At 65.9% G+C, this 13,609-nt stretch carries 14 protein-coding genes; 7 read left to right on the forward strand and 7 right to left on the reverse strand.

Annotated elements, in window-relative coordinates:
* A complete protein-coding gene (locus CCK87_RS05175) occupies window positions 1-2,310 on the forward strand; it encodes a glycoside hydrolase family 3 N-terminal domain-containing protein (RefSeq protein WP_086460432.1) in 2,310 nt (769 codons plus the stop codon).
* A 49-nt stretch (window positions 2,311-2,359) separates the two neighbouring features.
* Here CCK87_RS05175 and CCK87_RS05180 read toward each other — a convergent pair whose 3' ends face one another.
* Window positions 2,360-2,956 (reverse strand): GIY-YIG nuclease family protein, encoded by a 597-nt coding sequence (locus tag CCK87_RS05180; protein WP_249273732.1) that lies wholly within the window; start codon window positions 2,954-2,956, stop codon window positions 2,360-2,362.
* 92 nt (window positions 2,957-3,048) lie between these two features.
* Between CCK87_RS05180 and CCK87_RS05185 the strand changes: the two genes are divergently transcribed.
* Window positions 3,049-3,618, forward strand: a complete 570-nt coding sequence (locus CCK87_RS05185; RefSeq protein ID WP_086460434.1) for an ECF transporter S component — start codon at window positions 3,049-3,051, stop codon at window positions 3,616-3,618.
* An 82-nt stretch (window positions 3,619-3,700) separates the two neighbouring features.
* Here CCK87_RS05185 and CCK87_RS05190 read toward each other — a convergent pair whose 3' ends face one another.
* Window positions 3,701-4,744 (reverse strand): NAD(P)-dependent alcohol dehydrogenase, encoded by a 1,044-nt coding sequence (locus CCK87_RS05190; protein WP_086460435.1) that lies wholly within the window; start codon window positions 4,742-4,744, stop codon window positions 3,701-3,703.
* Between the two features lie 86 nt (window positions 4,745-4,830).
* Complete coding sequence (locus CCK87_RS05195) at window positions 4,831-5,343, reverse strand: MarR family transcriptional regulator (RefSeq protein ID WP_086460436.1); 513 nt, start codon at window positions 5,341-5,343, stop codon at window positions 4,831-4,833.
* 39 nt (window positions 5,344-5,382) lie between these two features.
* Between CCK87_RS05195 and CCK87_RS05200 the strand changes: the two genes are divergently transcribed.
* A complete protein-coding gene (locus tag CCK87_RS05200) occupies window positions 5,383-6,294 on the forward strand; it encodes a DMT family transporter (RefSeq protein ID WP_086460437.1) in 912 nt (303 codons plus the stop codon).
* Window positions 6,291-6,683: a PPOX class F420-dependent oxidoreductase gene (locus tag CCK87_RS05205; RefSeq protein ID WP_086460438.1), complete on the forward strand. Its 393-nt coding sequence runs from the start codon at window positions 6,291-6,293 to the stop codon at window positions 6,681-6,683. The genes CCK87_RS05200 and CCK87_RS05205 overlap by 4 nt, the downstream gene beginning before the upstream one ends.
* 28 nt (window positions 6,684-6,711) lie before the next feature.
* On the opposite strand, the gene CCK87_RS05210 is transcribed toward CCK87_RS05205, so the two are convergent.
* Window positions 6,712-8,532: a DEAD/DEAH box helicase gene (locus tag CCK87_RS05210; RefSeq protein WP_086460439.1), complete on the reverse strand. Its 1,821-nt coding sequence runs from the start codon at window positions 8,530-8,532 to the stop codon at window positions 6,712-6,714.
* A gap of 34 nt (window positions 8,533-8,566) precedes the next feature.
* Window positions 8,567-8,923, reverse strand: a complete 357-nt coding sequence (locus tag CCK87_RS05215) for an MmcQ/YjbR family DNA-binding protein (RefSeq protein WP_086460440.1) — start codon at window positions 8,921-8,923, stop codon at window positions 8,567-8,569.
* 30 nt (window positions 8,924-8,953) lie between these two features.
* On the opposite strand from CCK87_RS05215, the gene CCK87_RS05220 reads away from it, so the two are divergent.
* Entirely contained in the window at window positions 8,954-9,649 is a 696-nt protein-coding gene (locus tag CCK87_RS05220; protein WP_086460441.1) for a hypothetical protein, read from the forward strand.
* Between the two features lie 15 nt (window positions 9,650-9,664).
* Here the strand turns inward: CCK87_RS05220 and CCK87_RS05225 are convergent, their stop codons facing one another.
* Together CCK87_RS05225 and CCK87_RS05230 are read right to left on the reverse strand one after the other, a co-directional pair.
* Complete coding sequence (locus CCK87_RS05225) at window positions 9,665-10,663, reverse strand: LLM class flavin-dependent oxidoreductase (RefSeq protein ID WP_086460442.1); 999 nt, start codon at window positions 10,661-10,663, stop codon at window positions 9,665-9,667.
* Window positions 10,664-10,732: 69 nt separating this feature from the next.
* Window positions 10,733-10,987 (reverse strand): DUF4190 domain-containing protein, encoded by a 255-nt coding sequence (locus CCK87_RS05230; RefSeq protein WP_086460443.1) that lies wholly within the window; start codon window positions 10,985-10,987, stop codon window positions 10,733-10,735.
* Window positions 10,988-11,346: 359 nt separating this feature from the next.
* Here CCK87_RS05230 and CCK87_RS05235 point away from each other — a divergent pair, with 359 nt between their 5' ends.
* Together CCK87_RS05235 and CCK87_RS05240 are read left to right on the forward strand one after the other, a co-directional pair.
* A complete protein-coding gene (locus CCK87_RS05235) occupies window positions 11,347-12,651 on the forward strand; it encodes a glycine betaine/L-proline ABC transporter ATP-binding protein (RefSeq protein WP_170927215.1) in 1,305 nt (434 codons plus the stop codon).
* Window positions 12,648-13,598, forward strand: coding sequence for a proline/glycine betaine ABC transporter permease (locus CCK87_RS05240; protein ID WP_086460444.1), 951 nt, complete (start codon window positions 12,648-12,650; stop codon window positions 13,596-13,598). The genes CCK87_RS05235 and CCK87_RS05240 overlap by 4 nt, the downstream gene beginning before the upstream one ends.
* Window positions 13,599-13,609 lie beyond the last annotated feature (11 nt).

Here is a 13,609-nt window from a genome sequence, read left to right on the forward strand (position 1 = left end):
ATGAGCATAGAACACGTGGAGTTGGCCGCTGCCGCTCCCGAGGTATCGAGCCGCGTGCTCGAGCTGCTGTCGCAGATGACGCTCGACGAGAAACTCGCGCAATTGGTGGGATTCTGGGTCGACCAGGGCGACGAGGTCGTCGCTCCGATGGCTGGCGAGATGGCATCGTCGGCCAGATACGAGGATGCGACGGCACACGGACTCGGGCATCTCACCCGGGTCTACGGAACGCGTCCCGTCGACCCCGCGGAGCGCGCGTCGTGGTTGTGGTCCGAACAGCGCCGGCTGCAGGCCGAGACGAGGCTCGGCATCCCGGCTCTGGTGCACGAGGAGTGCCTCACAGGCCTCGCCGCCTGGAAGGCGGCCACCTTTCCCACGCCCTTGGCCTGGGGTGCGGCTTTCGATCCGCAGCTCGTCGAACGCATGGCTAACGCAATCGGCCGCTCCATGCGCGAACTCGGGGTGCATCAGGGGCTGGCTCCGGTGCTCGACGTCATTCGAGACCCGCGGTGGGGGCGCGTCGACGAGTGCATCGCCGAAGATCCCTACGTCGTCGGCACGATCGGCACGGCGTATGTGAGAGGTCTTCAGGGCGCCGGGGTGCACGCGACGCTCAAGCATTTCGTGGGCTACTCCGCCTCTCAGTCGGGTCGCAACCATGCGCCGGTGCACGTGGGCCGGCGCGAGCTCGAAGACGTGTTTCTGCCTCCCTTCGAGATGGCCTTGCGCTCGGGCGGTGTGCGCAGCGTGATGAACTCCTACGCCGAGATCGACGGCGTGCCGGTCGCGGCGACCGCGGACTACTTGACGGGCATCCTGCACGATCGCTGGGGTTTCGACGGCGTCGTGGTCTCGGACTACTTCGCCGTCGCCTTCCTCGAGACGATGCATGCCGTTGCCGAGGACAAGGGCCACGCGGCCCACCTCGCCCTCGAGGCGGGCATCGACGTCGAACTGCCCAGTGGCGACGCCTACCTCGAACCGCTCGCCGAACGGATCCGAGACGGACGGACGCCGGAGAGTCTCGTCGATCGCGCGGTCCTGCGCGTGCTGGCCCAGAAAGAAGAACTCGGTCTGCTCGACGCGACCTTCGACTCGCCCCCCGCATCCATCGATCTCGACGACGCCGAGCATCGCGCGATCGCACGCGAATTGGCCGAGAAGTCGATCGTGCTTCTGTCGAACGATTCGACGCTGCCCCTCGGTGCCCCTGCGAGGATCGCCCTGATCGGCCCGAACGCCGACAGCGCGGAGGCCTTGATGGGGTGCTACTCGTTCGCCAACCATGTTCTCGCTCACCACCCCGGCGTGCCTCTCGGATTCGAGATCCCGACCGTGGCCGAGGAGCTTCGCGCTCGGTATCCCGACGCCCGGATAGAGCGTCACGAGGGCTGTGCCGTGGAGGGCGATGATCGCTCGGGTATCGCGTCCGCCGTGGAGTCCGCTCGGTCGAGCGACGTCGCCATCGTGGTCGTGGGGGATCGTGCCGGACTCTTCGGCCGTGGAACCGTCGGCGAAGGCAACGATGTGGAGTCGCTCGAATTGCCGGGACTTCAGCGAGAGCTCGTCGAGGCGGTGATCGCGACAGGAACGCCCGTCGTCATGGTGGTGCTCTCGGGCCGGCCCTACGCGATCGGATGGGCACTCGACGGCGACGGCGCGGCCGCTGCCGTGGTGCAGTCCTTCTTTCCGGGGGAGGAGGGCGGCGCGGCAATCGTCGAGATCCTCGCGGGCGACGCGAATCCGTCGGGCCACCTGCCGGTCTCGCTCCCGCGTTCCGCCGGCGCGCAACCATACAGCTACCTGCATCCGCTCCTCGGCGGGCCGAACGACGTGACCAGTTCAGACAGCACACCCGTGCGAGCGTTCGGGTTCGGGCTGGGCTACACGACGTTCGACCGGACCGAGCTGCGGGTCGACGAGGACGCGCCGACGAATGGCGTCGTTCGGGCGAGCGTGCTCGTTCGCAATACGGGGCGGCGCGCAGGGAGTGATCTCGTGCAGCTCTACGGGCACGACGTGGTCGCAAGCGTCACCCGTCCCGTCGCGCAATTGCTCGGCTACGTCCGAGTCGACCTCGAGCCAGGAGAGGAGGCGCGAGTGGCGTTCGATGTTCCCTCAGCGCGGCTCGGGTTCACCAATCGCGACTTCGTTCGGGTCGTCGAGCCCGGTGACGTCGAGCTGTGGGTCGGAGGATCGTGTGCGCACAAGCAGACCACGGCGTCGGTGCGGCTGACCGGGGGCGACTATCTGTTCGGTTCGGATGCGCCGGCCGTGACGACAGCGACGATCACGCGCGATCGATCATAACGACGCGGGATTGATCATGACGACGCGCGATCGATCATGACGACGCGGGTCAGCCATGTGCCGCGAGGTGCTGGCTGACCCAGAGGCTGTCCGCGTTCCAGGGGTCGTCGACCCCAGCGCGCAGCAATTCGATGAGCGCGAGCAGTTCGTCGTTGGTATCGAACCACTCGCCCCGACCGATGCGGTGCGCGGCGAACTGCGCGTGTCGTCGCTGCTCGAGCGTGCGGTTGCCTCGCTCGAACGCCAGGAGGTCGTCGAAGCTGAGCTGGGCGAGGCGGGCGCGCGGGTTGGCCGACGTTCCGATCTTGATGCGGTCGCCCGCCCGAAGGTAGTACACGACGTCGAGGCGAGTGGATGCGACGATCCCGTCGGGCAGGTCGCCCACCTTCCATTCGCACACGGCACACAGCCAACCCGACGGATAGCGCACACCCAGGCGAGAGCCGCACGCCAGGCAGGGAGACGGGAGCACATCGGTGACCCCGACGTCTCGAGCAACCCAGTCGTAGGCGGCGAGGTGGTGTCGGAGGCACAGGTTCAGCTCGGTTCCCGGAGGAACGGGGGCGCCGCACGCTCCGAGAGGCCCCATGAGACCGCATGACAGCTCGCCCGGTGACAGTGTCGACGGGTGAGGAGGCTCGCTCATGGCCACACGGTATCGCGTACCGCCGACAATCCGGCTAAGTTAGGGGAGCCTAAGTCGAGCCTCGACGCGGCACGATCGGAGAAGACGACACGATGAAACGAGCCTCGACCGCTTACCTCCTGACCTGCGCCGTTCTGGGCGTCGCGGGCGGACTGCTCCTCGCTCCAGCCAACTGGCTCTCGACAGCGCTCTACGCCTCCGTGCCATTCTTCTCGGTCGCCATCGCCGGCCTCTGGTTGCTGCCGGCTGTCATCGCTCTCCGTTTGATCCAGCGCCCTGGCGCGGGTCTGCTGGTGGGCATCATCTCTGGCCTGGTACTCGCCCCCTTCTCTGGCTACGGATTCGCGACGGTCGCAACGAACGTCTGGTGGGCATTCTTCGCCGAGGTCGCCTTCCTCCTCGTGGGCTATCGCTTCTGGACGATCTGGCAGCACTACGCAGGCGCCGTCGTCGTCGGCGTGGCGTATCCGATTCTGGCTCGCCAGTCCTTCAACCTCGATGCTTATCCTCTGGGGGTGCAGATCGCCTTCTTCGCGCTGACCCTGGCGAGCTGCGTCGCCGGCACCGCAGGAGGAATCGGGATCGCAGCAGCCCTTCGTCGTGCGGGCGTCGGAGCGGCGGCCCGCCGACGCCCGGCCCGGGTCACGGCCGAGCCCGCCTAACTGTCGGGGCACGAAAATGCCCGACGCCCCTCCCGATCGTGCGGAGGGGCGTCGGGCATCGGTCAGTCGCCGGTCGTATCGATCAGGCCAGCGTCGCCACATCGATCACGAAGCGGTAGCGCACGTCTGACGCCAGTACGCGCTCGTACGCCTCATTGATGTCGTCGGCGGCGACGAGCTCGGTCTCGGGTGCGATGCCGTGCTCGGCACAGAAGTCGAGCATCTCCTGGGTCTCGCGGATGCTGCCGATGCCAGAACCCGCGAACGAGCGCCGGTTGCCGAACAGGCTGAAGACCTGAACGGGCAGCGGCTCGGGCGGTGCTCCGACGCTCACGAGCGTTCCGTCGAGACGAAGCAGCGAGAGGTAGGCGTTGATGTCGATCTTCGCGCTGACCGAGTTGACGATGAGGTCGAAGGTGTTCTTGAGCTTGTCGAAGGTCTCGGGGTCGCTCGTGGCGTAGTAGTGATCTGCGCCGAGACGCAGGCCGTCCTCCTGCTTGCTGAGGCTCTGAGACAGCACGGTGACCTCGGCACCCATGGCGTGCGCGATCTTCACGGCCATATGACCGAGTCCGCCCATGCCGACAACGGCGACCCGCGATCCGGGGCCGACCTTCCAGTGGGCGAGGGGCGAGTAGGTCGTGACGCCGGCGCAGAGCAGCGGCGCGGCCTTGTCGAACGGGATGGATTCGGGCACGCGCAAGACGAAGTCCTCGACGACCACGATGTGCGTGGAATAGCCACCCTGGGTGATGGTGCCGTCACGATCGACGGAGGCGTACGTGCCCGTGTTTCCGTTGAGGCAGTACTGCTCTTCGCCGGCGAGGCAGTTCTCGCATTCGCGGCACGAGTTGACCATGCAGCCCACGCCGACGCGGTCGCCGACCTTGTGCAGGGTCACCTCGGACCCGACCTCGGTGACGGTTCCGACGATCTCGTGACCGACGACCTGCGGGTAGGCGATGTCGCCCCATTCGCCGCGCACGGTGTGGATGTCGGAGTGGCAGATGCCCGAGTAGGCGATCTCGATCAAGACGTCTTTGGCGCCGACATCTCGGCGCTCGATGGTGGTTCGGGAGAGGGGCTCGCTGGCGGAGGTCGCGGCGAACGCGTTCACTGTAGGCATACTCGATTATCTCCCGCCTACCTGATGCTCCGGTCGCTGACGAGACTGTGCTAGCTGCTCGACGGTGTCGTCGTGGGACCGTCGGCTCATCCCTCGAAGCGGGCCAGCCAAGTCGTCAGAAGCGTCTCGAGCTGCTCTGTCTGCTGCAGGGTGAGGCCGTCGAGCAACTCTCTCTCGTTCTGCATGTGGTCGGTGAACGCGGCGTCGATCAACGCACGCCCTTTCTCGGTGAGCGCGACGACGCGCGATCGGCTGTCGTTCTCGTCAACGCGTCGCACGACGAGCCCGGAGCGTTCCAAGCGGTCGACCCGTTTGCTGATCGCCCCGGTGGTGACCATGGTGTGCGCCGCGAGCTCCCCGGGCACCCGTTCGTAGGGATGCCCCGCCCGGCGAAGGGCGGCGAGTACATCGAATTCGCCTTCCCCCAGGCCGTGCTTCGCGTAGACCTCGAGGATGGAGTCGGTCAGATGCATACTCACGCGGTGCAGTCGGCCGATGACGCCCTGCGGACGTACGTCGACGTCTGGCCGCTCGCGCGCCCACTCCTGTTGGATGCGTGCCACATGGTCGGGGGTCGCGGCCTGTAGTTCGTCTGCCATGGCTCCATATTACCTTCCATGGAAGATAAACTATCTTCCATGGAAACTAATAGCGTGATCGATGACCGCTCTGGGGCCGGCGGGTGGGCGCTTCTCACGGCGGTCGCGCCGATCGCCTGGGGAACGACGTACTTCGTGACGCGGGAATTTCTTCCTGACGGCTACCCGCTGTACGGAGCTCTGATTAGAGCGCTCCCGGCGGGAATCCTGCTGCTGGTTCTCGCGCGACGACGACCGCGGGGATCATGGTGGTGGAAATCTGTGGTGCTCGGCGTGCTCAATATGGGTGCGTTCTTCGTTCTGGTGTACCTGGCCGCTCAGCTCCTGCCGACGAGCATCGCATCGACGGTCATGGCCGCCGGTCCCGTCGTTATGATGCTGCTGGCGTGGGGTCTTCTCGGCTCGAGGCCGCGGGTCGCGCAGGCGATCGCGGCGGCGGTCGGCATCCTCGGGGTCGCCCTGCTGCTGCTGACCGGAACCCAGACCGTGAATGGCCTCGGTGTTGCGGCATCCGTCTCTGCGCTCATCATGTCGTCGCTCGGTTATGTGCTCGCGAAGAAGTGGGGCTCCGATGTCGACGCCCTCTCGTCGACCGCCTGGCAACTCATCGCCGCCGGGGTGATTCTCGCGCCCGTCGCGGCCGTCGTCGAGGGTGCGCCGCCGGCGATGGATGCGACGACCTGGCTCGCGTACGGCTACATCTCGATCATCGGAACGGCCGTGGCATTCGTCGCCTGGTTCACGGGCTTGCGCCACCTCGGCGCGGGAACGGTCGGACTGATCGGCCTGCTCAATCCGGTGACGGGTGTGGTGCTGGGAACGCTCGTCGCGGGGGAGTTCCTCACCCTCAAGCAGTCCGTGGGTGTGCTCGTCATCCTCATCGGGGTGATGCTCGGGCAGCCTGTTCTCTCTCGCACCTTCGTGCGACTGCGTGCTTGGATGAAGGCATGACAGAAATCATTCCCGCCGACTACGCGGAGTTGCTCGAGAAGCCGAACTATGGCCACCTGGGAACGGTTCGCCCCGATGACACCGTTCAGGTGAATCCGATGTGGTTCCTGCGCGATGGAGACACCCTGAAGTTCACTCATACGACGAAGAGAGCGAAGTTCAGGAATCTCCAGCACAACCCATCGATGAGCCTGTCGGTCATCGATGCGGAGAATCCCTTCAGGTATCTCGAGGTGCGCGGGCGGCTCATTGCCGTCGAACCAGATCCCACGGGCGAGTTCTACGTCGTCCTGGGCAAGCGCTACGGCAACGCCGAGCAGACGCCGCCGCCCGATTCGGCTGATCGTGTCATTCTCGTGATGAGCATCGAGAAGACCACGAAGCAGTAGTCGCGGGCGGCGGCGCAGGCGGAGTCTGTCAGTCGCGACCGTAGCGCGGACGGTCTTCGCGCTTCGCCGAGTTTCCGGCGCGGTCGGGGCGCAGCTCGATGAGTTTGCCGCTGATACGCGTGTTCTGAAGGCGGTCGAGCACGTCGCCCGGAAGGTCGGAGGGCAGCTCGACAAGCGAGAAGTCGGGTCTGATCTGAATCGCTCCGAAGTCGCCGCGATTGAGTCCGCCCTCGTTGGCGATGGCGCCGACGATCTGGCGCGGCTCGACCTTCTGACGCTTGCCGACGGCGATGCGGTAGGTGGTCTTCGGCCCTCCGGAGCTCCTCGGTGCGCGGTCGGGGCGGTCGCCGCGGTCGGGACGCTCCCACTTGTCTCCATGGCTTCCTCGCTCGGCGCGCGCAGGACGGTCGTCGCGGAAGCGATCGTTCCTGTCCGAGCGCTCCGGGCGGTCGCGAGAATCGCGCTCGAACCGGGGAGTGCGCACCGGCTCCGGGTCGAGCAGCAGGGGAGTGTCGCCCTGCGCCACGACGGCGAGCGCTGCCGCGACGTCGGCCTCGGGCACATCGTGGTGCTCGACGTAGTGCCCGACGATGTCGCGGAACTGCTGGATCTGCTCCGGCTGGCTGAGGGCCGCGGTGATCGCGTCGTCGAAGCGGGTGAGGCGTGTGGCGTTCACATCGTCGACACTCGGCAGCTTCATCTCTGTCAGCGGCTGGCGGGTCGCTTTCTCGATCGCCGTGAGCATCCGCCGCTCTCGTGGCGTGACGAAGCTGATCGCATCTCCCGTGCGTCCGGCGCGGCCGGTGCGTCCGATGCGGTGCACATAGGACTCGGTGTCGATCGGGATGTCGAAGTTGACGACGTGGCTGATGCGCTCGACGTCGAGGCCTCGGGCCGCGACATCGGTGGCGACGAGGATGTCGAGCTTGCCCGACTTGAGCTGGTTCACCGTTCGTTCCCGCTGAGCCTGCACGATGTCACCGTTGATGGCCGCGGCGGAGTATCCGCGCGCGCGCAGCTTCTCGGCGAGTGTCTCGGTCTCGTTCTTGGTGCGGGTGAAGACGATCATGCCCTCGAAGTTCTCGGTCTCGAGAATGCGCGTCAGCGCGTCGACCTTCTGCGGATACGAGACGATCAGGTAGCGCTGCGTCGTGTTGACCGAGGTCGTGGTCTTGTTCTTGACCGTGATCTCTTCGGGGTCGTGCAGGTACTTGGCCGAGATGCGTCGGATCTGCGAGGGCATCGTGGCCGAGAAGAGGGCGACCTGCTTGTCTTCCGGAGTGTCGGCGAGGATCGTCTCGACATCTTCGGCGAAGCCCATCTTGAGCATCTCGTCGGCCTCGTCGAGAACGAGGTACTTCAGCTGCGAGAGGTCGAGCGTGCCCTTCTCGAGGTGATCCATGATGCGACCGGGCGTGCCGACGACGATGTGAACGCCGCGGCGCAGTGCGGAGAGCTGCACACCGTAGCCCTGTCCGCCATAGACGGGCAGCACATGAACGCCGCGCAGATGAGAGGCGTACTTCTCGAACGCCTCACAGACCTGCAGAGCCAGCTCGCGGGTCGGGGCGAGAACGAGCGCCTGCGGGGTCTTCTGCGCCAGGTCGAGACGGGAAAGGATCGGCAGGGCGAACGCCGCGGTCTTGCCGGTGCCCGTCTGGGCCAGTCCGACGACGTCACGACCGTCGAGAAGAAGGGGGATCGTCGCGGCCTGGATCGCAGACGGGGTCTCGTAACCCACGTCTTTCAGAGCCTTGAGTACCGCGTCATCGAGCCCGAGATCAGAGAATGTCTGCTCGACCTGCGCGGTGTCGGCCTCGGTCGGGCCGGAAATTGTAGAGGATGCCATCCTCCAACGGTAGCCCAACGCGTGGGTGTGGGCGTCAGGTGGGCCGTTTGTCGCGCGGGAGCCCCGCCACGACGAGTTCATAGGAGTTCACGATCAGGTCGGTGACGAGCTGCGGATCGACGTCTGGACCGAGGGTGAGAGTCACCCAGTGGCGCTTGTTCATGTGATAGCCGGGCGTGATCCACGCATGGTCTCTGACCAGGGCCTCGGCGTGCGGCGGATCGGCCTTCAGCGTCACGGTCACGGGCTCGCCGTCGAGGTTCGTGAGGGCGAAAACCTTGCCCACGACCTTGTACACGCTCGTCTCGGGACCGAAGGGATTCTCATTGCGCGTGGCCGGGAGCGCGTCGCAGACCGCGAAGACGTCGTCCCTCGAGAAGTACTCCTGCATGATCCGAGCGTACAGTTGGCGTAGCCGCCCATGAACAGCTATCACGAGCCCCCGTCGAGGCCGGTTTCCAGACCCGCCTCCCGACGCGCACGACTGACGCGTCGCATCCTTGCCGTCGCCGCCGGCGCCGCAGTGCTCGCGATGGCGTCCCTCACCGCGATCGCACCGCCGCCACCTCCCAGTCAGGATGAGTTGCTCGCCGCCAGCGCTGTGTCCGGATCGGCTGCGTCGGAGCAGGTGTTCGACCTTCCCGCCGGACTCACGCAATCGTCGATCACTCGGGATTCGGTCGAGGCCGTTGCCGGAGTGCAGGGCCTGGCCCAGGGGCGCACGAATCGGGATTGGGCAGAGCTGGTGCTGCTGCTCGGCGACTTTCCCCGCACCGAAGACAACATCACGGTCATGATGCGGTGGATGCGACAGGAGAATGGCCCCGATAACTGGTGGAACCGCAACAATCCGCTGAACAACGGCTGGGGCTCTGGCGGCAACAGTGGACTCGGAAGCTACGACAATCTGGTCATCGCCGCCGAGAACGCAGCCGAGGCACTGCACAGCAACCCGGGCTACTCCGCCATCGTGGCCGGCTTCTCGTCGTCGGCTCCCACGGCCCAGATCGAGCAGGCGATCTGGGCGTCTCCCTGGGCGACGAGCCATTACGCGAACGGCGGCCACTGGTCGTACTCGCCCGTTCCGGTGATCGAGTCTCCCGCCGGCACCTGGTGACCGACGAACCGGCTACTAGACGGACACCCCGTTCATGGCTTCGGCCGTGAGTTCGACCGACCGAAGTCGTCCGGTCAATTCGGGGGACTGGTGGGCGAGGATCAGCTCGTCTGCCTGGGCGTGGCGGGCGAAGTCCTCGAGGTACTCGCGCACCTCCGAGGGGGTGCCCACGGCGGAGTAGGTCATCATCGACGCGAGTTGGCGACCGTTCGGCGTCGTGAGGAACTCGTCGATCTGCGCGTCGCTGTAGTCGGGGGTCGCTGGGCCGCGGGAGATCATTCCGCGCACACGGGCGCGTCTGGTCGTCGCCGCCTGATCGACGGCGTCGTCGTGATCATCGGATGCGACGACGTTGACTCCCGCGATCACGTGCGGCTCGTTGAGCTGCTCGGAAGGCCGGAATCCGCCGCGATACGCCGCGACGGCCTCGTGCAGCGCATCCGGTGCGAAGTGCGACGCGAACGCGTAGGGCAGGCCGAGCTTCGCCGCGAGCTGTGCGCCGAAGAGTGACGAGCCGAGTATGTAGAGCGGCACGATGCCGCGGGCGCGCGGCACGGCCTGAACGCCGGGGATGCGCGATTCACCGCTCAGGAAACCCTGGAGTTCGACCACATCCTGCGGAAAGGACTCCGCCGACATGGGGTCGCGACGGAGTGCGCGCATCGTGTTCTGGTCGCTTCCTGGCGCGCGCCCCAGGCCCAGGTCGATGCGTCCGGGGAAGAGGGTCTCGAGGGTGCCGAACTGCTCTGCGATCGTCAGGGGGGAGTGATTCGGCAGCATCACGCCGCCAGAACCGAGGCGGATCGACGAGGTGTGCGCCGCGACGTAACCGATCAGAACACTCGTCGCCGACGAGGCGATGCTGGCCATGTTGTGGTGTTCGGCGTACCAGACCCGACGATATCCGGCCCGTTCGGCGGCCTGGGCGAGGGCGACGCTGCCTTCGAAGCTCTCGCGCGCGGTCTGCCCGGGCGCGATCGGGGCGAGATCGAGAATGGACAGCGGAATCGACATGTGGGACGGCTTTCGGTTCGAGTGCACGGATGGCGCTGGGAGCGAGCCATCCTCCTTCGTCAACGATCTTCAGGCGCCTGACATTCCTCGACTGACGAAGATGACCACGGCCACCGTGATAGCGATGAGGTAGCCGAGCAGGGTCAGATATCCGATGACCAGTCCAATGATCGCCATCACGCGACCCTGCTCTCGTGTGCGCCTGATCTGCCTGATCGAGATGTGCCCGAGGATGATCGGCACGATGGCGAAGCCGAGGATGCTCGTCACCAGAGTGACGATCGAAAGAACGTTCGTGCGGGGGTTCTCTGGGTACGCATCCATGGTCCATCACGTTACCCGAAGGTAACGAATCGGCATCGTCCGCGATCGCCGTCGTCTCGCGGATCGTGCTGGATTCGATGTATCAGAGCACGCGGATTACCCCCGTTCGAGGGTGACTTTTGCTCCACTGCGCGTCGAATAGCTGTTACGGTTATGCCCGGTCCATTGGCCAATCACCCCAAGACGCGCATCCGCAGGCCACCTTGCCGCGGGTTCGTACGGTAAACCGTGACGAAGCGATCTCATGATGGCTTCCGCCCGCGCATTGTGATGCGACGAGAGCGATCACGGCAACCCGTCTGCGAGTACGGAACACGTCTGGCGACCGCCTTTAACACTCGAGAGCGCCGCCGGTCGTGATGGAGATTCCTCACGTGACACTGACAACCCCGGCACTGAAGGCCGAGAACCTCTACAAGGCGTTCGGCCGCCGATCATCCGACATCGTCGACAAGCTCAAAGCGGGCAGCACCAGAGCGGAGCTGTCATCGCTCGGAACGGCCGCCGTCATCGACGCATCCTTCGATGTGCAACCCGGCGAGATCTTCGTGGTCATGGGCCTTTCAGGCTCCGGCAAGTCGACACTCATCCGCATGCTGAACGGCCTGCTCGAGGCGACCAGCGGAAGCGTGACCATCGGCGACTCTCCCATCACCGGGGTGCCCAAGGCCAAGCTGCGCGACGTCCGTCGTCAGAAGGTCTCGATGGTGTTCCAGCACTTCGCGCTGCTTCCGCACCGTTCCGTGGTCGACAACATCGCCTACGGGCTCGAGATCCAGGGCATCTCTAAGGCCGAGCGCACGAAGCGGGCCCGAGACATGGTCACCACCGTGAATCTCGACGGCTGGGCCGACTCGCTGCCCGGAGAGCTCTCTGGCGGCATGCAACAGCGCGTCGGCTTGGCGCGCGCCCTCGCCGCCGACACTGACGTTCTGCTGATGGATGAGGCGTTCTCCGCCCTCGATCCGCTGATTCGTCGCGAGATGCAGGAACAGCTCATCGAGCTGCAGCAGAAGCTCGGAAAGACCATCGTCTTCATCACCCACGACCTCAACGAGGCCATGTTCCTCGGCGACAGGATCGCCGTCATGCGCGACGGTCGGATCGTGCAGATCGGTACTCCCGAGGAGATCCTCACCGACCCGGCGAACGATTACGTCGCCCAATTCGTGCAGGATGTCGACCGGGCCCGCGTGCTCACCGCTTCCAGCGTGATGGAGCACGCGAAGGCCGTCATCCCGCTGTCTGCCGGGCCCCGCGCGGCGCTGCGGATCATGCGCGACCTTCAGACCTCCGCCGTCTTCGTCACCCGACGCGACCGTACTCTCGCAGGCGTCGTGCGCGACCGCGACGTGCTTCGCCAGGTCAAGTCCAATCAGAACGATCTCGAGGCGATCCTCCGTCACGAAGCCACCGTCGTTCCGACGGACGCGCACCTCGTCGATCTGGTCGAGCCGTCCGTGGGCAGCGATCTCCCGATCGCGGTCGTCGGCGACGACGGACGTCTGCTCGGCGTCATTCCCCGCGTCACACTGCTTGCCGCGCTCGGCAACATGTCGACCAGCACGGGAGACATCCCCGTGCAGCTTCCTCCGACGACTCTGACGCTGGAGGTCATCGCCGAGACCCTCCGCGAGTCGACGACGGAAGGAGCCGTGCGATGACAGACTTCCGTCTCGATCTCGGAACCTGGGTTGCCGGGTTCATCTCGTATGTCACCGACACCTTCGGTGGGGGCTTCGACGTCGTCCGAGCCATCTTCTTGGCCGCATACGACGTGGTCGATCTGCTTCTCGCATCGCCGCCCTTCTGGGTCGTGATCGTGGTCGCCGCCGTCCTCGGGTATCTCGCCCGAGGGTGGAAGTTCGCTCTCGGCACCGTCGTGGGCCTGTTCGTGATCGTGAGCGTCGATCAATGGGAGAACGCGATGGATACACTCGCGCTCGTTCTCGTCGCGAGCGTGCTGGCGATCGTTGTGAGCATCCCGCTCGGCATCTGGGCGGCCACCTCTTCGGTTGCATCGCGCATCATCCGTCCGATTCTCGACTTCATGCAGACGATGCCCGCCTTCGTCTATCTGATCCCGGCGCTCATCCTCTTTCGCGTCGGCGTCGTTCCGGGAATCGTGGCGACGGTCATCTTCGCGCTCGCCCCGGGCGTCAGGCTGACCGAGCTGGGCATTCGCGGTGTCGACAAGGAGATCGTCGAGGCAGGCCAGGCGTTCGGTGCCTCGCACTGGCGCATTCTGCGACAGATTCAGCTGCCCCTTGCCCGGCCGACGATCATGGCCGGTGTCAATCAGGTGATCATGCTCTCGCTCTCGATGGTCGTCATCGCCGGTATGGTCGGCGCCGGCGGCCTGGGCGCACAGGTCGTGGCGAGCCTCAACCGCATCGACGTCGCCCTCGGCTTCGAGGCCGGTCTCTCCGTGGTCATCCTCGCGATCTTCCTCGACCGTCTGACCGGCGCGCTCGGCGACGGCGACACGGTGCTCGGCCGGATGCTCGGCGCACGGGCCGCGCGCCGCCGCGCGACGGCAGCCTCCGCACCTGCGGCTCCGGAGCGCCTCGAGGAGCCGGCGCCGGAACGCGCCGACCCCGCCCTCGTCTGACCGACGGCGAC

The sequence above is a fragment of the Agreia sp. VKM Ac-1783 genome (assembly GCF_900177765.1).
Taxonomy (GTDB): Bacteria; Actinomycetota; Actinomycetes; order Actinomycetales; family Microbacteriaceae; genus Agreia.

Coding starts and splice junctions, on each gene's coding strand:
- CCK87_RS05175 (WP_086460432.1), top strand. CDS start 1: ATGAGCATAGAACACGTGGAGTTGGCCGCTGCCGCTCCCGAGGTATCG.
- CCK87_RS05180 (WP_249273732.1), bottom strand. CDS start 2,956: ATGAGCGAGCCTCCTCACCCGTCGACACTGTCACCGGGCGAGCTGTCA.
- CCK87_RS05185 (WP_086460434.1), top strand. CDS start 3,049: ATGAAACGAGCCTCGACCGCTTACCTCCTGACCTGCGCCGTTCTGGGC.
- CCK87_RS05190 (WP_086460435.1), bottom strand. CDS start 4,744: ATGCCTACAGTGAACGCGTTCGCCGCGACCTCCGCCAGCGAGCCCCTC.
- CCK87_RS05195 (WP_086460436.1), bottom strand. CDS start 5,343: ATGGCAGACGAACTACAGGCCGCGACCCCCGACCATGTGGCACGCATC.
- CCK87_RS05200 (WP_086460437.1), top strand. CDS start 5,383: ATGGAAACTAATAGCGTGATCGATGACCGCTCTGGGGCCGGCGGGTGG.
- CCK87_RS05205 (WP_086460438.1), top strand. CDS start 6,291: ATGACAGAAATCATTCCCGCCGACTACGCGGAGTTGCTCGAGAAGCCG.
- CCK87_RS05210 (WP_086460439.1), bottom strand. CDS start 8,532: ATGGCATCCTCTACAATTTCCGGCCCGACCGAGGCCGACACCGCGCAG.
- CCK87_RS05215 (WP_086460440.1), bottom strand. CDS start 8,923: ATGCAGGAGTACTTCTCGAGGGACGACGTCTTCGCGGTCTGCGACGCG.
- CCK87_RS05220 (WP_086460441.1), top strand. CDS start 8,954: ATGAACAGCTATCACGAGCCCCCGTCGAGGCCGGTTTCCAGACCCGCC.
- CCK87_RS05225 (WP_086460442.1), bottom strand. CDS start 10,663: ATGTCGATTCCGCTGTCCATTCTCGATCTCGCCCCGATCGCGCCCGGG.
- CCK87_RS05230 (WP_086460443.1), bottom strand. CDS start 10,987: ATGGATGCGTACCCAGAGAACCCCCGCACGAACGTTCTTTCGATCGTC.
- CCK87_RS05235 (WP_170927215.1), top strand. CDS start 11,347: ATGGAGATTCCTCACGTGACACTGACAACCCCGGCACTGAAGGCCGAG.
- CCK87_RS05240 (WP_086460444.1), top strand. CDS start 12,648: ATGACAGACTTCCGTCTCGATCTCGGAACCTGGGTTGCCGGGTTCATC.